This is a genomic window from Actinorugispora endophytica (assembly GCF_004363075.1).
In the GTDB taxonomy this organism is placed as follows: Bacteria; Actinomycetota; Actinomycetes; order Streptosporangiales; family Streptosporangiaceae; genus Actinorugispora; species Actinorugispora endophytica.
The window spans coordinates 30,879-48,548 of the sequence record NZ_SNYN01000004.1 but is presented as its reverse complement, the minus strand read 5'-3'; the positions used below and the strand labels follow the sequence as shown (position 1 = coordinate 48,548).

Annotated in this window: 21 protein-coding genes and 1 pseudogene; 6 read left to right on the top strand and 16 right to left on the bottom strand. The window is 73.1% G+C overall.

Annotated elements, in window-relative coordinates:
* Positions 1-54: 54 nt before the first annotated feature.
* Complete coding sequence (locus EV190_RS07765) at positions 55-666, bottom strand: GNAT family N-acetyltransferase (protein ID WP_133740803.1); 612 nt, start codon at positions 664-666, stop codon at positions 55-57.
* Between the two features lie 126 nt (positions 667-792).
* Between EV190_RS07765 and EV190_RS07760 the strand changes: the two genes are divergently transcribed.
* Together EV190_RS07760 and EV190_RS07755 are read left to right on the top strand one after the other, a co-directional pair.
* Positions 793-1,740 (top strand): GntR family transcriptional regulator, encoded by a 948-nt coding sequence (locus tag EV190_RS07760; RefSeq protein ID WP_133740802.1) that lies wholly within the window; start codon positions 793-795, stop codon positions 1,738-1,740.
* A 221-nt stretch (positions 1,741-1,961) separates the two neighbouring features.
* Complete coding sequence (locus tag EV190_RS07755; protein WP_208113092.1) at positions 1,962-2,141, top strand: hypothetical protein; 180 nt, start codon at positions 1,962-1,964, stop codon at positions 2,139-2,141.
* A 119-nt stretch (positions 2,142-2,260) separates the two neighbouring features.
* Here EV190_RS07755 and EV190_RS07750 read toward each other — a convergent pair whose 3' ends face one another.
* The 4 genes from EV190_RS07750 to EV190_RS07735 all read right to left on the bottom strand — a co-directional run bounded on the left by EV190_RS07750 (position 2,261) and on the right by EV190_RS07735 (position 5,161).
* The gene (locus tag EV190_RS07750) at positions 2,261-2,761 is read right to left on the bottom strand and encodes a DinB family protein (RefSeq protein WP_133740801.1); all 501 of its coding nucleotides are present in this window, start codon (positions 2,759-2,761) and stop codon (positions 2,261-2,263) included.
* A 40-nt stretch (positions 2,762-2,801) separates the two neighbouring features.
* Positions 2,802-3,428: a class I SAM-dependent methyltransferase gene (locus tag EV190_RS07745; RefSeq protein WP_133740800.1), complete on the bottom strand. Its 627-nt coding sequence runs from the start codon at positions 3,426-3,428 to the stop codon at positions 2,802-2,804.
* A 366-nt stretch (positions 3,429-3,794) separates the two neighbouring features.
* On the bottom strand, positions 3,795-4,877 hold the full coding sequence (gene arsB, locus EV190_RS07740) for an ACR3 family arsenite efflux transporter (protein ID WP_133740799.1): 1,083 nt from the start codon (positions 4,875-4,877) through the stop codon (positions 3,795-3,797).
* Entirely contained in the window at positions 4,877-5,161 is a 285-nt protein-coding gene (locus tag EV190_RS07735; RefSeq protein ID WP_208113115.1) for an ArsR/SmtB family transcription factor, read from the bottom strand. Before EV190_RS07735 ends, arsB begins: the two co-directional genes overlap by 1 nt.
* A gap of 280 nt (positions 5,162-5,441) precedes the next feature.
* Here EV190_RS07735 and EV190_RS07730 point away from each other — a divergent pair, with 280 nt between their 5' ends.
* Complete coding sequence (locus tag EV190_RS07730) at positions 5,442-5,882, top strand: arsenate reductase ArsC (protein WP_133740797.1); 441 nt, start codon at positions 5,442-5,444, stop codon at positions 5,880-5,882.
* 219 nt (positions 5,883-6,101) lie between these two features.
* Here EV190_RS07730 and EV190_RS07725 read toward each other — a convergent pair whose 3' ends face one another.
* On the bottom strand, positions 6,102-6,560 hold the full coding sequence (locus EV190_RS07725; RefSeq protein ID WP_133740796.1) for a protein-tyrosine phosphatase family protein: 459 nt from the start codon (positions 6,558-6,560) through the stop codon (positions 6,102-6,104).
* A 293-nt stretch (positions 6,561-6,853) separates the two neighbouring features.
* Entirely contained in the window at positions 6,854-7,609 is a 756-nt protein-coding gene (locus tag EV190_RS24495) for a GbsR/MarR family transcriptional regulator (RefSeq protein ID WP_133740795.1), read from the bottom strand.
* A gap of 220 nt (positions 7,610-7,829) precedes the next feature.
* Here EV190_RS24495 and EV190_RS07715 point away from each other — a divergent pair, with 220 nt between their 5' ends.
* Together EV190_RS07715 and EV190_RS07710 are read left to right on the top strand one after the other, a co-directional pair.
* On the top strand, positions 7,830-8,501 hold the full coding sequence (locus EV190_RS07715; protein ID WP_133740794.1) for a DUF4097 family beta strand repeat-containing protein: 672 nt from the start codon (positions 7,830-7,832) through the stop codon (positions 8,499-8,501).
* A gap of 11 nt (positions 8,502-8,512) precedes the next feature.
* Positions 8,513-9,316, top strand: a complete 804-nt coding sequence (locus tag EV190_RS07710) for an alpha/beta fold hydrolase (protein ID WP_133740793.1) — start codon at positions 8,513-8,515, stop codon at positions 9,314-9,316.
* A gap of 251 nt (positions 9,317-9,567) precedes the next feature.
* On the opposite strand, the gene EV190_RS07705 is transcribed toward EV190_RS07710, so the two are convergent.
* The 3 genes from EV190_RS07705 to EV190_RS07695 all read right to left on the bottom strand — a co-directional run bounded on the left by EV190_RS07705 (position 9,568) and on the right by EV190_RS07695 (position 11,284).
* On the bottom strand, positions 9,568-10,356 hold the full coding sequence (locus EV190_RS07705) for a VOC family protein (protein WP_133740792.1): 789 nt from the start codon (positions 10,354-10,356) through the stop codon (positions 9,568-9,570).
* A 62-nt stretch (positions 10,357-10,418) separates the two neighbouring features.
* Positions 10,419-10,829 (bottom strand): VOC family protein, encoded by a 411-nt coding sequence (locus EV190_RS07700; protein ID WP_133740791.1) that lies wholly within the window; start codon positions 10,827-10,829, stop codon positions 10,419-10,421.
* Positions 10,830-10,849: 20 nt separating this feature from the next.
* Complete coding sequence (locus EV190_RS07695) at positions 10,850-11,284, bottom strand: helix-turn-helix transcriptional regulator (protein ID WP_133740790.1); 435 nt, start codon at positions 11,282-11,284, stop codon at positions 10,850-10,852.
* Positions 11,285-11,476: 192 nt separating this feature from the next.
* Between EV190_RS07695 and EV190_RS07690 the strand changes: the two genes are divergently transcribed.
* Positions 11,477-11,941, top strand: a complete 465-nt coding sequence (locus EV190_RS07690) for a DUF1801 domain-containing protein (protein ID WP_133740789.1) — start codon at positions 11,477-11,479, stop codon at positions 11,939-11,941.
* Between the two features lie 196 nt (positions 11,942-12,137).
* Here the strand turns inward: EV190_RS07690 and EV190_RS07685 are convergent.
* From EV190_RS07685 to EV190_RS07660, 6 genes and pseudogenes are all read right to left on the bottom strand, one after another.
* A pseudogene (locus EV190_RS07685) lies at positions 12,138-12,473 on the bottom strand (transposase); the annotation flags it as partial.
* Positions 12,474-12,512: 39 nt separating this feature from the next.
* Positions 12,513-13,412 carry an ATP-grasp domain-containing protein gene (locus EV190_RS07680; RefSeq protein ID WP_133740787.1) on the bottom strand — a complete coding sequence of 300 codons (900 nt, stop codon included), beginning with the start codon at positions 13,410-13,412 and terminating at the stop codon, positions 12,513-12,515.
* A 163-nt stretch (positions 13,413-13,575) separates the two neighbouring features.
* The gene (locus EV190_RS07675) at positions 13,576-14,322 is read right to left on the bottom strand and encodes an SDR family oxidoreductase (RefSeq protein WP_133740786.1); all 747 of its coding nucleotides are present in this window, start codon (positions 14,320-14,322) and stop codon (positions 13,576-13,578) included.
* A 56-nt stretch (positions 14,323-14,378) separates the two neighbouring features.
* A complete protein-coding gene (gene metX / locus EV190_RS07670) occupies positions 14,379-15,494 on the bottom strand; it encodes a homoserine O-acetyltransferase MetX (protein WP_133740785.1) in 1,116 nt (371 codons plus the stop codon).
* A gap of 67 nt (positions 15,495-15,561) precedes the next feature.
* The gene (gene cysK / locus EV190_RS07665; protein ID WP_133740784.1) at positions 15,562-16,557 is read right to left on the bottom strand and encodes a cysteine synthase A; all 996 of its coding nucleotides are present in this window, start codon (positions 16,555-16,557) and stop codon (positions 15,562-15,564) included.
* A gap of 280 nt (positions 16,558-16,837) precedes the next feature.
* Positions 16,838-17,656 carry an arginase family protein gene (locus tag EV190_RS07660; protein ID WP_133740783.1) on the bottom strand — a complete coding sequence of 273 codons (819 nt, stop codon included), beginning with the start codon at positions 17,654-17,656 and terminating at the stop codon, positions 16,838-16,840.
* Positions 17,657-17,670 lie beyond the last annotated feature (14 nt).

Genomic DNA, 17,670 nt, shown 5'->3' with positions numbered 1-17,670 from the left:
GCGGCGGTGCTTGAACGGGTGGCGCGAGACGGAAGCGGTGCCGCGCGCCGGCGGTCAACGGCGCGGCCGGCGCCGCATCGGCCACAGCGGCGGGCCGTCCGCCACACGGACCGGTGCGCCGAGGTCCTCGAACCCGTACCGCTGGTAGAGGGCGCGGCTCCGAGCCGAACTCGCCTCCAGGTACGCGGCGGTCCCGTCGGCGTCGGCCCGCTCCAGCCGGTGCCGCAGCATCGCCGAGCCGAGTCCGGCGCCCTGCCGCCGGGCGACCACTCCCATGCACGCGAGGTAGAGGTGAGGTTCGCCGTCGGGGTGCCGTCGGGCGAGTTCCCGCCCCAGAGCCCGCAACCGCGCGCCGCCCGCGCCGAAGTCCGCGGGAGGGTCCCCCTCGGGCGCCTCCGCGTACTCCCCGTGGGGCGACTGGCCGGCGGCCGGCCGCAGCCACAGCGAGGCGCCCTCGCTCCGGCCGGCCAGGTACGCCTCGCCGGCGGGATGGGTGAGAAGGGAGCGGTAGAAGTGCGGCTGGAGCCGGCTTCGTTCGTCCGCCTCGGGGAAGAGCCAGCAGGCGACGGGATCGTCCATGAACGCCTCGGTGAAGACGTCCACCACCGCCTGCCGCCCCGCGCCGTCCGCCTGCCGTACCGATGCGTACGGCGTATTCAGTGACATGTGAAAACGGTAGAGGAAATGGCCTTGAAAGTAGGAATTCAAGCCCAGGAAAGTGTATGTGACCACAACGATTGCACTAGTACACTTTCGACAGACGGCGACTCCATCGACGGACCGGAGACTTCCATGCCCCCATCGACGCGGCGACCGGACCCGCCCTATCTGCGGATCGTCGCGGAGATCCGCTCCCGGATCCTCGCCGGCGACCTGCGGCCCGGGGAGCGGGCGCCGTCCGTCCGGCAGATCGCCCAGCAGTGGGGCGTCGCGGTCGCGACCGCGACCAGGGTGATGGCGACTCTCCGCGACGAGGGGCTCGTCGAAGCGAGGGTCGGTTCCGGCACGGTGGTCAGCGCACGGGCCGGCCGGCAGCGACCGGCCGTGACGCCGGGACCGCGGCGGGCCGGCGTCCCCAGGCGGGCGCTGAACCGGAAGCAGGTGCTGCGCGCCGCGATCGCGATCGCCGACGTCGAGGGGCTCGACGCCGTGTCCATGCGGCGGCTCGCGGCCGAGTTCGGCGTCGGCCCGATGTCGCTGTACCGGCACGTGGCGAACAAGGACGAACTGGTGGCGGGGATGGTCGACGAGGCCTTCGGCGGGCTGGAGCTGCCCGACCCGGGGCCGGAGGGGTGGCGGGCCAAGCTCGAACTGATCTCCCGCGGGCACTGGGCGCTGTGCCGTCGGCACCTGTGGCTGCCCAGGGCCATCTCGTTCACGCGACCGCTCCTCGTCCCCAACCTGACCGCGCACACCGAATGGACCCTGCGTGCGATCGACGGGCTCGGGTTGGCCGGGGAGACGCTGCTCCGCGAGGCGCTCACGCTGCACGCCCTCGTCACCACCGTCGCCCTGTCCATGGCGGACGAGGTCGAGGCGGAGCAGGAGACCGGTGTGACGCTCGACGGGTGGCGGCTGGCGGAGCGGAAGCGGGTCGGCGAGCTCATGGACAGCGGACGGTTTCCACTGCTGGCGGCGGTTCCGACGGAGGCGGTGGCGGACCTGGACGGACTTTTCGAGTACGGCCTCGCCCGTCATCTCGACGGCTTCGCCGCCCTGCTGGAGGGTCGGACACGATAAGCCGGGGAGCGGCGGCGCGCGAGGTCACGGCGGACGGCGACGGCGGGCGGGGCCCCGGGCTGCGGGCAGGTGTCCGTTTCCTGGCGCTCTCCCTGGTGATCGTGACCTTTCCGGGGTCTCGGAGACGGTTGAGACCCCGGAAAGGTCACGATCACCGGGAGGATCCGGGAGCGCGTTGGGGATCCGCCGCACCGGCACCGGCCCGTGCCGAGGTCTCGGCGGTGGAGTACTACCGGCCCGACGACCGTTTCGCTCCGGGCTCCAGCGCGGCCCGGATCGCTCTCGCCCGGGACCACGCGGCCGGGCAACCCAGCGGCGCCGCGCTCGCCGAGGACTTCGACGCCACCTGGCAGCGGGTGGACCGGCCGTGCCGGGCGGAGCCGGAAGGGCGGGTGGCCTGACCCCGGAGGCCGCGTCGGTCCGGGTCCTTCGGATCCGCGCTCCCGAAGTGCTCCCCCGCCCGGCCGATGGCGGGCGCGGGCCGCTCAGCGCGCTCCCGGTCCGCGAGAGGGCGCCGGGGTCAGCGCCCGGTCGCGCCGTCGGCCAGCTCGCGGAGGATGTCGGCGTGGCCTGCGTGGCGGCCGGTCTCCTCGATCATGTGGACGAGCGCCCAGCGGACGCTGGGAGCGGGGCGTCCCGGTCGCGGCCGGGGAAGCGGGGCGCCGAGGTCGGCGCACCCGTCGAGGACTTCGTTCGCGCGTTCGACCGCCTCCCGGTAGCGGGCGACGACATCGGCCGCGCTGTCCGCCGGCGCGGCCCGGAACGTCGCCTGCCAGTCGACGTCCTCCTCTCCGAGGAAGGTCGAGCGCTCGACGAAGGCCAGGTGATTGAGCAGGCCGAGCAGGTTCGTGCCCGACGGCACTCCGGCCGTTCGGACCTGCGGTTCGGGGGCGCCGTCGACCTTCGCGGCGATCGAGGCCCGGAGGTAGTCGAGGAATCCGCGCAGGGTCTCGGCCTCGCTGCTCCCGGTCCGGGGCGGCGGGGCGTCGCCGCGGCGGTCGCGGCGGAAGGCGGTGGGCACGGTGGTTCTCCTTCGTCGGGGAGCGGTTCTCGGCACCGGGTCAGGCGGTGCGGCGGATGAGCAGGACGTGGTCGGTGACCTCGGCGGTGCGCCCGCCCGGGCCGGTCGCGGTCCGGCGGGGCGCGTCGGCCCGCTCGACCGCCCACGTCTCCGGAGGCAGGTCGATGTCCGCGGCGACCTCCTGCGGGCTCGGGTACCGGACATCGGGATCCTGGTTCCACGACCACGGAGCGGTCGAGCCGTGGTCGACGACCAGCAGCCGCCCGCCCGGGCGCAGCGCGTGCGCGGCCGCGCGCAGGACGGCCGCCCGGTCCAGGTCGAAGGAGGTGTGGAGGTAGTGGGCGCTGATCAGGTCGAACCGGCCCTGCGGGAAGGACTCGTGCAGGTCGTGCCGCTCGGCGGCGACCAGGTCGTCCAGGCCGCGTGAGCGGGCGAGGCCGGCGAGCCGCTCGACCGCCACGGCCGAGATGTCGACGGCGGTGACGTGCCACCCCCGGCGGGCGAGCCACAGCGCGTCGCCGCCACCGCCGCATCCGAGGTCCACGGCGCGACCGGGCGGCAGGCCGGTGACCGTCTCGGCGAGGCGGTCGTTCGGCCGCGGGTCGGCGGCCGCCGGTCGGGCGGCGTAGACGCCGTCCCAGAACGCGGCCGCATCGGTGGTGCTCATCCGGGCTCCTTCTGTCGGGGTGCGCCCAGTCTCGCCGGAACCCCCATGATTCGGCACGAAAACTTGCCTTTCCGGCAAGACGGTCCTGTGGGCCTCGTCAACGCGGTGGTGTCGTCCGCGGGTCAGGCGCCAGGGCTTCGTTGATGATCTCGACGTTGGCGTTCCGCAAGACGGACAGAGTGGAACGCCAACGTCGAGATCATCGAGCAGGAGGACGGGCGGGCCCTCGCCGCCGTGGCGGACGAAGACGGACGCGCCGTCCACCGGGACCTGCTCGGCGGTGAAGTCCCCGAACATCCGCCGCGCGTCCCCCGCAGTCGGAGAAGCGTGTCGGGAGGCCGCCGTTCCCGGCAGCCGGGGCGGCCCCTACCCCGGGGCGGGGGCGAAGCGCTCGCGCCGGGCCAGCGCCACGTAGACGAGCGCGACCAGGACGGGGACCTCGATCAGCGGGCCGACCACTCCGGCCAGGGCCTGGCCCGAGGTGACGCCGAAGGTCGCGACGGCCACGGCGATGGCCAGCTCGAAGTTGTTGCCCGCGGCGGTGAAGGCCAGCGTCGTCGTGCGGTCGTAGCCCAGGCCGATCGCCTTGCCCAGGGCGAAGGAGCCGAACCACATGAGGGCGAAGTAGGCCAGCAGCGGAACCGCGATGCGGGCCACGTCCAGCGGCCGGCTGGTGATGGTGTGCCCCTGCAGGGCGAACAGCAGCACGATGGTGAACAGCAGCCCGTACAGCGCCCAGGGGCCGAGGCGGGGCAGCAGCGCCGACTCGTAGCGCTCCCGGCCCATGCGCCTCTCGCCGATCCGGCGGGTCAGGAACCCCGCGGCCAGGGGCACCCCGAGGAAGACGACGACGTTGAGGGCGATCCGCCAGGCCGACACGTCGAGCCCGGAGGTGTCCAGGCCCAGCCACCCCGGCAGCAGGTCGAGGTAGAACCAGCCCAGCAGGCCGAAGACCAGCACCTGGAAGACGGAGTTGAGCGCGACCAGCACGGCGGCGGCCTCGCGGTCGCCGCAGGCCAGGTCGTTCCAGATGACGACCATGGCGATGCAGCGGGCCAGGCCCACGATGATCAGGCCGGTGCGGTACTCGGGCAGGTCGGCCAGGAAGACCCACGCCAGCGCGAACATCACCGCCGGGCCGACGAGCCAGTTGACCACCAGCGAGGAGACGAGCAGACGGGTGTCGCCGGTGACCGTGTCCAGGCGGTCGTAGCGGACCCTGGCCAGCACCGGGTACATCATGACCAGCAGGCCCAGCGCGATGGGCAGCGAGATCCCGCCCACCTCCAGGGCCGCCAGGGCCCCGTCCAGACCGGGGACCAGACGGCCCAGGCCCAGGCCCGCCGCCATCGCGAGCAGGATCCACACGGCCAGGAACCGGTCCAGGGTGGAGAGCCTCGCGGCGACCGGGACGCGCTCCCCGGTGTCCGGGGCGTCGGCGCGCGCCATCAGCAGGCCCTCCTGTTGTCGGCTGCGCCGGTGGCACGGGCGGTGGCGGCCAGCTCGGCGAGCGACGCGGAGACCGCGTCCAGGGCCTCGGGGCGCAGCCGGTAGTAGGTGAAGCGCCCGCACGGCTCGGTCTCCACCACCCCGGCCTCGCGCAGCACCTTCAGGTGGTTGGACAGGTTGGTCTGCCTCGCGCCCGTCTCGGCGACCAGGTGCGTGGTGCACAGCGTCTCGCGGGCCAGCAGGGACACGATCCGCATCCGCAGCGGATCCCCCAGCACCCTCATCAGATCAGTGCTCACTGATATCAACACGGACTGACGTTAGCACGCCGGCCAACGGTGTTCCCCCACCCCCCGCAGCTGCTCCCACCCTGTCGCGGGGTTCCTCTCCAGGGGGTCCGCTCCCCCGGCGCGGCGGACGCCGCCGCGGCCGACGGGGAGCCCGCCCGTGGGGGCACGCCCTAAGCTACGCCTGTGGACCAGGCGGAACCTCCCTCTCCGGACGGCGTCCGCCTGCCGTCCGGCACCGGGGCAGCCCTGCCCCCGGCGCACCGCCCGCCCTCACATGACGGAACGAGAAGAGGACCTCCCCGTGTCGGACAAACCCCGTGTGCTCTTCGTCTGCGTGCACAACGCGGGCCGCTCCCAGATGGCCGCCGGACTGCTCGGCCACCTGTCCGGCGGCGCCGTGGAGGTCCGCTCCGCCGGATCGGCCCCCGCCGACTCGATCAACCCGGTCGCGGTCGAGGCCATGCGCGAGATCGGCGTCGACATCACCACCGGGGCCCCCGCGGTCCTCACCGACGACGCGGTCCGGGCCAGCGACGTCGTCATCACCATGGGCTGCGGCGACGCCTGCCCCTACTTCCCCGGAAAGCGCTACCTCGACTGGGACCTGGACGACCCCGCCGGCCAGGGCCTCGAAGCCGTACGCCCCATCCGCGACGAGATCCGCAGGCGCGTCGAGGACCTCCTCACCGAACTCGGCGTCCGCCCCGCCCGCTGAACCCGCGGCCCGAAGGGCGGCGGGCGCGGGTCGAGGCCACGCCCATGATGTCCGCTCGAGGTCCGCAAACCAGTCCCCCCCCTGCGCGCCCCGGCCTTCCGTCCCCGCACGCCCTCCCGGAACGCGTCGGCGAACGGCCCGCCTCCGGGGTCACCCGTTCGGGGACCTCCGAGGACGGACCGGAGGCCCCGGAACGGTGACGCGGCCGTTCCGGCGGGGTTACGACCGCCGCGAGCCGGACCCGTCGGCGGCGAGGGCCCGGCGGACGAACCGCCGCTGCCAGGGCACCTCGACCGCGCGGGGGTGGTAGTTCCGCCGCGTCCAGGTGACGGCCTCCTCGGGGCCCATGCCCTCGAAGACGCACATCGCAGACAGCGCCGTACCGGTCCGTCCGATCCCGCCCCCGCAGCAGACCTCGACCCGTTCGCTCGCGGCGCGCTCATAGGCGAGGCGGAGCTTGCGCATCGCGTCGTCCGGGTCGGCGGGGAGCCAGAAGTCCCGCCAGGTGACCCACAGGGACTCCCAGGGCTGCTCGGACGGCCGGCTCCCCGTCAAGTGCACGGCGAGCGCGGGTGTCTGCCCCTCCGGGAGGCCGTGCCTCAGCCCCCTCCCCCGGACCAACCGCCCCGAGGGAAGCCGGACCACCCCCGGAGTGTCGGTGTTCCACCGTCCGTCCATCACGACTCCTGTTCCGGCCGGCCACGGGGAACGCGCTGCCGGCCATCGTGGCCGTTCCCTGCGGGCCCCGGAGACCATCCGCGGGGCAGGAGGCCCGTGCCGCGGCCGGACGGGCCCGCCGGACCGGACCGGCCGCGCTTTCGGGGGGCCGCTCCGACCACCCGGCACGCACGGGGAGCGCGCCCGACGCCCGGAACCCGCCGGAGAACAACCGTCGTCTCATCCGCTTCCCGAGAATAACGTGTCGGCCACGACGGCCTCGGCGCGTTCGGCCGGGGCCGTCGAGACGCCCCCTACCCGTGGTCCGGATCCGGCTCGGCGGTGCCGCCCGGGGGCGTTTCGGCTTTCGTGTGCAGGACCTCGCGGGCCTGTTCCGCGGCGCGGATGACGCTCTCGCTGACGAAGTCGACGAAGCGTGCGATGTTCTCGAGGCGGGCGGCGGCCGGGGTGCCGGGACCGAGGACGTTGACGCCCTGCCGCGCGGTCTCGACGAGCCTGGCCTCGGCCCGGGCGTTGGCGATCATCGACTGGTACCAGACGTCGTTGTCGACCACGTAGCGCTCGCGGCGGCGTCCGTCGCGCTCGCGGCGGACGAGGCCCTGGCCCTCCAGGAACGTGATCGCCTTGGAGACGGACGCCGGGCTGACCTGGAGGCGCTGGACGAGTTCGGACGCGGTGAGGCTGCCCGCGTCGGTGGTGTAGAGGCAGACCAGCACCCGGGCGGTCATCTTGGGCAGGCCCGACTGCATGAGGACGGCGGTGAACGTCTCCTCGTACTCGCGCACGGCCTCGGCGTCGCGCCCATGGGCCTGCGGGGGCGCCTGCGGTCCTCGCGGCGCGGTCTTCCCCCGGCGGCGGGCGCGGCGTTCGGCGGCCCGCTGGGCGGTGTCGGCGCGGTAGGCGGCGGGGCCGCCGTTGCGCGTCACCTCGCGGGTGATCGTCGAGGTGGGGCGGTCCAGTCGCCTGGCGATCTCCGCGTAGGCCAGGTCGTCGGCCAGTCCCAACGCGATCTGCCGGCGTTCCTGCTGGGTGAGTCTGCCTCCCGGCAACGCGGCCTCCTTCGTGGTCCGTGGGGGGCCAGCGTAACGTTCACCTTCAATTCATTGCAACGAATAAAGCGGAATCGTTGCGTTAAATTCGGAGGTGTTGCAACGATTTCGCGAACTCTACCTGCGCAAATGAACACCATCTACAACAGACTTGTTGCCAAATTTTTGAACGCAACGTAGCTTTTCCAATGTCAGAAACAACAGGCCGAAGGAGAGCACGATGCAGAAGTTCGACACCCCCGCCCCCGTCTCGACCGTCCTGGACATCCCCGCCGGGCGCCTCCGGTTCATCGCCGCCGACCGGACCGACACCACGGTCGAGGTCCTGCCCGCGGACGCCTCCAAGAGCCGCGACGTGAAGGCGGCGGAGCGGACCACGGTCGAATACGGCGACGGCGTCCTGCGGGTCGAGGCCTCACCCGCGAAGAACCGGGTCCTGGGCCCCTCCGGGTCCGTCGAGGTGACCGTCCGGCTGCCCTCCGGCTCCCGCGTCGAGGCCAAGGCGGCCGACGCCGAACTCCGGGGCGTCGGCCGGCTCGGCGACGTCGTCTTCGAGGGCCAGCAGGCCACGGTCAAGCTCGACGAGGCCGAAAGCGCCCGCCTCACCCTCCTCTCCGGCGACGTCACGGTCAACCGCCTGGGCGGCCCCGCCCGGATCAGCACCCGCAAGGGCGACGTCACCGTCACCGAGGCCGTGCGCGGCACGGTCGTGCTGCACACCGAGTCCGGCCACATCTCGGTCGGCGCCGCCCCCGGCGTCTCGGCCTCCCTCGACGCCGGCACCTCCCACGGCCGGATCCACAACGCGCTCAAGAACACCGACGGCGCCGCCGCCGGCCTGAGCATCCACGCGACCACCGCCTACGGCGACATCACCGCCCGCGGCCTCTGAAGGAGCACCACATGACCACCTCGAACCCGACCGGCCCGGCCTGGACCGGCATGGTGCCGGTCGACGACACGGCGCTGGCCGTGGCCGACACCGGCGGCCCCGGCCGTCCCGTCGTCTACCTCAACGGCGCGTACGCCGGCCGGCGGCACTGGCGGCCCGTGACCGCCGAACTCGGCACCGGCTGGCGGCACATCACCTACGACGAGCGGGCCCGCGGCCGGTCCAAGCGGTCGGCGGACTACTCCTTCGAGGCGTGCCTGCGCGACATCGACGCCGTCCTGGAGGCCAGGAGCGTGGACCGGCCGATTCTGGTCGGCTGGTCCTACGGCGCGGCGCTCGCGGTGCACTGGGCCGAGCGGAACCCGGACCGCGCCCCGGGCGTGGTGTGCGTGGACGGCGCCATCCCCTACGGGCTGACCGGTGAGGACGGCCGCGAGCGGATCCGGAAGCTGTTCCGCCGGATGCGGTTGCTGCTGCCGCTGGTGCGCCCGTTCGGCCTGGCCGCCCGGATGACCGCCGACGAGCACGCCGAGGTCAACATCGAGGCCAACGAGCTCCACGCCGCCATGGCACCGGTCCTGGACCGGGTGAGCCGCCCGGTCCGCTACGTCCTGGCCACGGGCGACAATCTCGGCAGCGAGAAGGGGGAGATGGAGCGGGTGCGCGCCGCACTCGACCCGGTGCTCGCCCGCAACCCGGACATCCGGGTGAGCGCGAAGGTCGCGAGCAACCACTCCCACATTCTGCGCAAGGACTTCCGGGCCGTCGCCGACGCCGTCCGCGAGGTCGCCGCCGCCGGCCACAGGGCCGGCTGAGCGGGCGGGGAACAGCGCCGCCACCGGCGGCGCGGCACGCGTGCGAGGGGTCCTGACGGGCCCCCACCGCGAAAGCGCTCCGTGGTTCCGTGGTGACACGGCGGGCGGCACTGCGCCGCTCCCCGTCACCGCCCGCGCCCGTTCCCACCGTTTCCCGAAGGGCGCCGACGACGCCTGCCGCCGGCCCTCTCGCTCCGGACGTGCCGATCGGGGTCGCCCGGGCCGGTGGGCACCGGCCCGGGCGACCCCGGTCACGCGCGTGCCGCGACCGTCCAGTGGTAGCCGTCGGGATCGGTGAAGTGTCCGGCGTAGTCGCCCTCACCGGTTCGCGCCGCCGCGTCGGCGACCCGTGCGCCGGCGGAGTCCGCGGTCTTGAGGAGGGCGTCGACATCGTCGCGGGAGGCGGCGGTGTGGGTGAGGCCGACGGCGGGGAAGCCGCTGCCGCCCTCGTCGACGCCGGTGTCCTTGGCGAGGGCCTTGCGTGTCATCAGGCCCAGGCGGCAGGCACCGCCGGTGACGGTGAAGTCGACGAACTTGTCCCCGTAGTCCCGGTCGACGCTCATGCCCAGCGCCTCGTAGAAGACCTTGGACTCCTTCGGCCGCGCGACGCCGAGGTAGAGCGCGGTCTCGGACGGCTTCACCGGCGTGCGCAAGGGCCCGGTGTTCTTCTTGGCGGCCGTGGCCAGCTTCCACACCGCCCCGTCCGGTGCCCGGTAGACGGCGGTGAACTCGCCGAAGAGCTGCTTCTTCGCCGGTTTGACGACCGTCGCGCCGTTGGCGGTGGCGTTGGCGAGGAGGGCCTCGACCTCGCCGGGCTGGTCGACGATGGCGGACAGGACGTAGCCGCGGAAGCCGGAGGTGGCCGGGTCCGTGCCGGCGTCGGCGGCGAGCGCGTCGATCCGGCGCAGGGCGAGGCGCCCGGTGCCGTGCAGGTCCAGCTCGTCGCCGACGACCCCGGGTGAGAACGCGGCGGTGTAGAAGGCGTGCGCGGTCTCCACCTGAGGTACGCCGAGGGTGATGGTGTCGAGTGAGAACGTCATGTGGATGATTCCTTCGTGGGGCCGGACGGGAGGGTCTCTCGTCGGGGTCTTCGCGGCCTCGTTCAGGTGAGCTGGTTGACGCGGACGAGGTTGCCGGCCGGGTCGCGGAAGGCGCAGTCGCGGACTCCGTAGTCCTGGTCGACGGGCTCCTGGACCACGTCCGCGCCGGCGGCCTCCAGGCGCTGGAAGAGGCCGTCGAGGTCGTCGGTGGCCAGGGTGATCGCGGCGTAGGAGCCCTTGGCCATCAGCTCCAGGACGGCGCGGCGCTCCTCCTCGGTGGTACCGGGGTCGACGGCCGGGGGGTGCAGCACGATGGAGGTTCCGGACTGCCCGGCCGGCCCGACGGTGATCCAGCGCATGTCCTCGTAGCCGACGTCCTTGCGGACCTCGAAGCCAAGAAGGTCGCGGTAGAAGCCCAGAGCGGCCTCGGCGTCGGTGTGCGGGAGGAAGGCGTGGTGAATGGTGATGTCCATGCCCCTCACGGTAGGCGCGACTACCGGGGGCGCGCTTCTTGATTCCTGACCGGTCTGGTCACCTGCTTGGCCAGGCACGGCGGAATCCCCGCCGCCGCCTGCGAGTGGTCGCGGCGGTAGACGCTCGGCGGCACGCCGACCAGTTCGGTGAACCTCGTGCTGAACGTGCCCAGCGAGGACGAGCCCACCGCGAAGCAGACCTCGGTGACGCTGAGGTCCCCCCGGCGCAGCAGCGTCATCGCCCGCTCGATCCGCCGGGTCATCAGGTACGAGTAGGGCGACTCGCCGTAGACGCGGCGGAACTCCCTGCTCAGGTGCCCGGCCGACATGTGCGCCCCGCGGGCCAGCGCCTCGACGTCCAACGGCTTGGCGTACTCGCGGTCGATCCGGTCACGGACCCGGCGGATGACGGCGATGTCGCGCAACCGCTGCTTCTCCGCACTCCTGTCAGCCATAGGTGCCATCGTCCCACGACCGCCCCGGCACGTCGGTCGCGCACCGGCCGGGGAGCCCGCGATGCCGGGGAGGACGGCGTCCGGCGACCGCGCCCGCGGCACCGGTCAGGAATCGAGAAGCCCCGGGCGTCCCGGCGGGGCTAGCGTGGCGAGCGCTCCACACCGACGACCACGAGCAGGAGGGTGACGACCATGAGCACGGACGCCACTGGGGAGAGCGGCGGGAAGCCGGAGGGTTTCTCCGAGCAGGAGCGCGCCGCCGTGAAGGAGCGCGCGGCGGAGCTGAGGAAGGAGTCGAGCCGCGGCCGCGCCGGCGGGGCCGCCGCCGGCGAACTCGACGTGCTGGCGAAGATCGCCGAGATGGAGGAGCCCGACCGCGCGGTCGCCGAACGCGTCCACGCCATCGTCACCGGCACCGCGCCGGAGCTGGCGCCGAAGCTGTGGTACGGGCAGCCGGCCTACGCCAGGAAGGGAAAGGTGGTCTGCTTCTTCCGCAGCGGACGGGTGGACAAGGAGCGCTACTCGTCGTTCGGGTTCACCACCGAGGCGGACCTCGACGACCCCAGCGGCCTGTGGCCCACCTCGTACGCCGTGACCGAACTGACCGGGAAGGCCGAGGAGGCGATCGCCGCCCTCGTCAAGCGGGCCGTGGGCTGAGCCCCGCGGGCCGGGCGGCGCGAAACGCGCGGCGGCCCGGCCGGCGGGTCGCCGCGCGCCGCCGCTCCGGCCCGCGGCGGGCACACCGTCCTGGGCCCGGCCGCGCCCCGGCGCGGCGGCGTACACGATCGAACGGGGCGAGGCGTCCGCCGTCGGGCGCCGGCCGTCCGGCTCAACCGTCCCGCTTCTCCAGCAGCAGAGTGATGGAGTCGACCGCGCACCGGGGCCAGTCGTGCTCCCCGCGCTCGGGGAGGTGCTCCGAGAGGGCGCGGTCCAGGCGCGCCCAGACGCGGTCCCGGCTCCACTGGACGTACCGCCGGTAGACGGTGGGCCAGCGCGGGCCGAAGACCGGCGGCAGCTGCCGCCACGTGCATCCGCTGCTGGCCACGAAGATGATCGCGGCCAGCACCTCCCGGTCATCGGCCCGGCGGCGGCCCCCGCCCTGCGGCCGCCGCACCACCGTCGGCGGCACGACCTGCCGGAACACCTTCCACAGCTCGTCCGATACCAGACGCTTCACGAGAACCGACATATTCCGCCCAACTACCCGTGTGGCCGAAGGAGAGGACGCTCAGGACCTCAGGCGGTCGGCCAGGGCCCGCGCGAACCTCAGAGCGCTGCCTTCGGCGAAGGACAGGTTCAGGGAGGGCTCGCACAGCTCCACCTCCAGCACCACCGGGCTGCGGTCGGCCCCGCGGATCAGGTCGACGCGCGCGTAGAGCAGCGGCCGCCGGAGGCCGAGGTGCGACACCGCGGCGTCGAGCGCGGCCGAGGCGACGGCACGCTCGTCCTCGGTGGCCTCCCGCGCCCTGCGGGATTCGAACGTGGGCACGTTCACCGTGCCGTCCGGCATGAGCATCGCGCTCTTGCGGATGGCGTGGCTGTAGACACCGGAGAAGTAGACCAGGTCGGTCTCGCCGTCGCGGTCGACCGACTCCACATAGGGCTGCAGCAGGACGTGGCGGCCCTTGTCGAGCAGGCGGGAGACGTGGCGGACCGCCTCGGGCTCCGACGACCGGGTGAAGCGCCGCACGTCCTTCGAGTACGCGCCGACCGTCGGTTTCACCACGAACTCCCCGGCCCCGGGGTGCTCGGCGAGGAAGCCGCGCCAGGCCGGGAACGGATCCGCCCCCGGCCCGACGAAACCGCTCGGCACGACGGGTACGCCGTGCGCGGAGAGGTCGGCCATGTAGTGCTTGTCGAGGCTCCACCGGGACACCCGCAGCGGATTGAACAACCGCGTCAGAGCGGTGACGCTCTCGCACCAGGCGAGGAAGTCCGGCAACCGCTCCACATAGCTCCAGGGGGAGCGCAGCAGCACGGCGTCGAAGCCCCGCCAGTGAACGCCGGGGTCCTCCCAGGAGCATGTCTCGGCTTTGAGGCCGGTCTCCTGGCACGCGTCGAGCAGCAGCGGCATGTCGTAGTCGATGGGGAGGCTGGCCTCGTCGGTCACCAGGGCGATTCTGTTCACAGAAGGCATCCAATGCTGGAGGGGGAGCAGGCGGTGGTCGGCCGCTCGGCGTTCTGGTTCCTGGTTCCGGCGCCCGGGGGAAGGCGGTCCTCCGGTCCGCCCGCGGCTCCGCCCCGGGGACGGAGCCGCGCCGCCTCGCCGTGGCGCCGGACGCGGGGGCGCGTCACCAGGGAATGGTCGTGTCCATGTGGACGAAGGTCCCGCTGGGCCCGTCGCTGTCGAGCAGCGCCATGCGGACGCTCGTCTCGGCGCCGGCCGACACGTCGAGATCACCCGCGCCGTCGTTCAGGTCGGTCCTGGTGTATCCCGGGTGCACGGCGTTCACCTTGATCGGCGTCCCGCGCAGCTCGTAGGCCAGGTGCACGGTCCAGGAGTTCAGCGCGCTCTTGGACGCGCTGTAGGCCGGAAGCGACTTGAACGCGGGGCTGTGGGTGTAGGACGCCGGGTCCGTGTGCGTGCCCAGCGACGCGAGGAGGCTGGAGACGTTGACGACGCGCCCCGCCTCGGACTTGTGGATCATCGGCAGGAGCGCCGTGGTCACCTCGACGACGCCGAAGAGATTGGTCTCGAACGTCTCGCGCCACTGCCTCAGCGGTTGCTCCGACGGCAGCCTGCCGTACTCCTCCACGCGGATTCCCGCGTTGTTGACCAGGATGTCGAGCCGCCCGTGCCTGCTCTCGACCTCCGTCGCGGCGGCGGAGACGCTGTCCGGGTCCGTCACGTCGAGCACGAGGGGCTCGACGTCGAGGCCGCTGCCCCGCAGCCGCGCCGCCGCGTCGGCGACCGGCCCGCGCCGGCGGCCGGTGAGGAGAACGCGCACCCCCTGCCGGGCGAGCCGGCGCGCGATCTCGAACCCGATACCGCGGTTGGCTCCGGTGACGAGGGCTGTCTTGGCGGGATCTGTGGACAAACCAGACCATCCCTTCTGGGTCGGCGGGAATCGGGGCGGCCCTTGCGCCGGCCCGCTCACAGGTTCGACAGGAACTTCGCCACCGGCAGGCCGAAGCGGGCGGTGTCGATGAGGAAGGAGTCGTGCCCCTCCTGCGAGTCCAGGGGCAGGAACCGAACGCCGGCGCCGCCGGAGGCGAGCCCCTCGGCGATCTGCCTCTGCTGGCGCAACGGGAAGAGGATGTCCGTCCGCACGCCCATCACCAGCGCCTTCTCCGGTCGCAGCCGGGCGAGGGCCTCGTCAGCGGAACCGCCGCAGGAGTCGCCCAGGTCGAACCGGTCCATACAGCGGCTCAGGTAGAGGTAGCTGTTGGGGTCGAAGGCGTTCACGAAGCGGCGGGCGTGGTGCTCCAGGTAGCTCTCCACCGCGAACTCCATGCCGAACGGCTCCTTCTCCGCCCCTTGGTCCCCGCCCAGGAGCGACCGGCCGAACCGGCGGTCCCACTCCTGGGGGGAGCGGTAGGAGAGCATGCCCAGTTTGCGGGCCGTGAGCATGCCGCGCCCCGGGTACTCCCCCTCGTCGTAGCGGCCCTGGTTCCAGTGCGGATCGGATCGGATCGCCTCCCTTTGCAGTGATCGGATCCCGATGGAGAACGGCAGCGAGTGCACCGCCGAGGAGATGTTGACGAGGCCGCGCGCCAGGCCGGTGTGGCGGGCCAGCAGCGACAGCGCGCCCATGCCGCCCATGGAGGCGCCCACCACGCAGGCCAGGCGCTCGAAGCCCAGCGCGCGCACCGTGAAGGCGGCGGCGTCGGCGATGTCCTCCATGGAGAGCTCGGGAAAACCCAGCCGGTAGGGCTCGCCCGAGCGCGGGTCGACGGACGGCGGCCCCGTCGACCCCCTGCAGCTGCCCAGCGCGTTCACGCAGACCACGTGCCAGCGGTCCGTGTCGATGGGCTTGCCCGGCCCCAGCATGGCCTCCCACCAGCCGGGGGAGGGGTCGTCCGGGTTCGAGGCGGCGTGCGCGCTGGGAGAGAGGCCCGGCATGAGGAGGATGACGTTGTCCCGTGCCGCGTTCGGCCGCCCGAACGCCTCGTAGGCGACGCGCGCGCCGTACAGCGCGCCGCCGCGTCTCATCGCGAAACCGTCGGGCAGGGGGACGAAACGGGTCGCGGGGGGGATGAGTTCCGGCATGCAGCTGACTCCCGTCGTGCGGTGGTCGTCTTTCGGGCGGGGCCGGCGCGGGCGCCCGCCCGGAAGCTCAGGGAGCCTTCGCGGACCCGCGTGCCGCGGGGGCCTCGTCCAGTGAGGCCAGCCACTCGTCGTCCGATCCCTCACTCGTCCCTTCGAGCAGGAAGGTGGAGAGGTAGCGCTCACCGGTGTCCGGCAGCATGGCGAGCAGCACCGATCCGGGCGGGGCGTCCTGCGCCACGCGAAGCGCCGTCTCCAGGGTGGCGCCCGCGGAGACGCCCGCGAATATGCCCTCCTCGGCCGCCAGGCGGCGCGCGGTGTCGCGTCCGGCGACCTCGTCCACGGTCAGGAGCTCGTCGATCACGTCCCGGTCGAGCACACCGGGGACGAAGTCGGGGGCCCAGCCCTGGATCCGGTGCACGTTCCACTCCTGGCCGGACAGGACGGCGGCGTTCTCCGGTTCGACGGCGACCACGCGCACCTCGGGCCGCGCGAGGTGCAGCATCTGCCCGACCCCGGTGAGGGTGCCGCAGGTGCCGAAGCCCGTGACGAAGTAGTCCAGGCGCCGGCCCGCGAAGTCCGCGAGGATCTCCGCCGCGGTGGTCTCACGGTGGTAGGCGGGGTTCGCCGGGTTCTCGAACTGGTTGGCCCTGAACCAGCCGTGCTTCCTGGCGAGTTCGTCCGCCCTCCGGTTGCCGCCGCTGCTGCCCTCGGCTCCGGGGAAGAGGATGACCTTCCCTCCGTAGGCCCGGATGAGTTTGCGGCGCTCCACCGAATAGGTGTCGGACATCACGGCCACGAACTCGTAGCCGCGCGCGGCGGCCACCATCGCCAAGGCGATGCCGACGTTGCCCGAGGTGCACTCCGCGATCGTGTCCCCGGGTTTCAGCAGGCCCTTCTTCTCGGCGTCGAGAACGACGGAGAGCGCGAGGCGGTCCTTGACCGAACCGCCGGGGTTGAACGACTCCACCTTGACATACACCGTGACGTGGTCGGGGGCGAGCCGCCGCAGCCTGACGATCGGGGTCCGGCCTATGGTGTCGAGGATGCTGTCGTAGAGGGGCATGAGGGGTTCTCCTTCGTAGACGGATGCGACAGGACCTGCCACGGGGATGTCTCCGCCGGTCCCCGGCCGGCTGACACGGGGTCCGCCCCCGGGCGGCCCGGCCTCGGCGCGACGGCCGACGCGCCCCTGGGGCGCGCGGGCCGGGTCCCGGCGGGCCGCCCTCGTCGGAGTCGGCGTTCCGCGCCGCCGCGGGCCGCCCCGAGGCCTGTCCCCCGGGCGGCCCGGCGGGGTGTGCCGGCGGTGCCGCGCCGCGGGGAGGGCCCTTCCCGCCGGGCGCGGCTCACCCGGCGCGCGCCGCCCCGAACACCGGCGCGATGATGTCGAGGATGACGGAGACCGCGGCTCCGCTGTCTCCGCCGTCCGGCGGGGCGTTGAACTCCGCGAGCTCGACCCCGAGGAGCCGATCCGCCGGGATCGCCTCGAACACGGCGCGGAGCTGCCCGGGGAGAACGCCGTCGGGGACCTCGTAGTCGGCCGGCACGAACCCCGGCTCCAGCACGTCCCAGTCGATGTGCACCCACACCCGGGACTCGCCGACGGCGTCCATGACGTTCTCCGGCGTCACCTCCTTCGGGGGGATGACCCGGACCCCCGACTTCCGCAGGAGCCCGCTCTCCGCCTCGTCGATGTCGCGCGCTCCGACGAGAACGGCCTGCTCCGGTCGGAGGCCGGAGCCGTGGCCGCTGTCCCAGAGGCCGCAGGCGGCGGAGAGGACCATGCCCCCGAGGTAGCCCGTGGTCGTCGTCTCCGGGGTGTTGAAGTCCCCGTGCCCGTCGATGTACAGCACCACGGCGTCGGGGTGCTCGCGCGCCACGACGGGAAGCGAGGCGAGACCGGCCGAGCACGTGTTGGCGAGCACGACGGTCAGGTTGCCGCCCCGGACGCTTTCCGTGACCGCCCGCCCCAGTTCCCGGAGTGTCTCGTCGGCCTGGGGGAGGCTGACGCTCCAGTCGTCGTCGGCCGGCGGAGCGGGGGTTCCGATGGAGCGCGGTTCGACGCCGTAGCGGCGTCCCAGTTCCCGAGCGGTGAGTGACGCGCCCTCGATCATCCCCGCCTCCCTGTCGGCCACGCGCCCCTGGGAGACGATAAGGTCGACCATCGTTCAGGTGCTCC

Excerpts from the sequence above, each read along its gene's own strand:
- EV190_RS07765 (WP_133740803.1), bottom strand. The coding sequence starts at position 666 with ATGTCACTGAATACGCCGTACGCATCGGTACGGCAGGCGGACGGCGCG.
- EV190_RS07710 (WP_133740793.1), top strand. The coding sequence starts at position 8,513 with ATGACCACCTCGAACCCGACCGGCCCGGCCTGGACCGGCATGGTGCCG.
- metX (WP_133740785.1), bottom strand. The coding sequence starts at position 15,494 with ATGCCGGAACTCATCCCCCCCGCGACCCGTTTCGTCCCCCTGCCCGAC.
- EV190_RS07690 (WP_133740789.1), top strand. The coding sequence starts at position 11,477 with ATGAGCACGGACGCCACTGGGGAGAGCGGCGGGAAGCCGGAGGGTTTC.
- EV190_RS07700 (WP_133740791.1), bottom strand. The coding sequence starts at position 10,829 with ATGGACATCACCATTCACCACGCCTTCCTCCCGCACACCGACGCCGAG.
- EV190_RS07760 (WP_133740802.1), top strand. The coding sequence starts at position 793 with ATGCCCCCATCGACGCGGCGACCGGACCCGCCCTATCTGCGGATCGTC.
- EV190_RS07695 (WP_133740790.1), bottom strand. The coding sequence starts at position 11,284 with ATGGCTGACAGGAGTGCGGAGAAGCAGCGGTTGCGCGACATCGCCGTC.
- EV190_RS07725 (WP_133740796.1), bottom strand. The coding sequence starts at position 6,560 with ATGGACGGACGGTGGAACACCGACACTCCGGGGGTGGTCCGGCTTCCC.
- EV190_RS07735 (WP_208113115.1), bottom strand. The coding sequence starts at position 5,161 with ATGAGGGTGCTGGGGGATCCGCTGCGGATGCGGATCGTGTCCCTGCTG.
- EV190_RS07730 (WP_133740797.1), top strand. The coding sequence starts at position 5,442 with ATGACGGAACGAGAAGAGGACCTCCCCGTGTCGGACAAACCCCGTGTG.
- EV190_RS07660 (WP_133740783.1), bottom strand. The coding sequence starts at position 17,656 with ATGGTCGACCTTATCGTCTCCCAGGGGCGCGTGGCCGACAGGGAGGCG.
- EV190_RS07745 (WP_133740800.1), bottom strand. The coding sequence starts at position 3,428 with ATGAGCACCACCGATGCGGCCGCGTTCTGGGACGGCGTCTACGCCGCC.
- cysK (WP_133740784.1), bottom strand. The coding sequence starts at position 16,557 with ATGCCCCTCTACGACAGCATCCTCGACACCATAGGCCGGACCCCGATC.
- arsB (WP_133740799.1), bottom strand. The coding sequence starts at position 4,877 with ATGGCGCGCGCCGACGCCCCGGACACCGGGGAGCGCGTCCCGGTCGCC.
- EV190_RS07705 (WP_133740792.1), bottom strand. The coding sequence starts at position 10,356 with ATGACGTTCTCACTCGACACCATCACCCTCGGCGTACCTCAGGTGGAG.
- EV190_RS07715 (WP_133740794.1), top strand. The coding sequence starts at position 7,830 with ATGCAGAAGTTCGACACCCCCGCCCCCGTCTCGACCGTCCTGGACATC.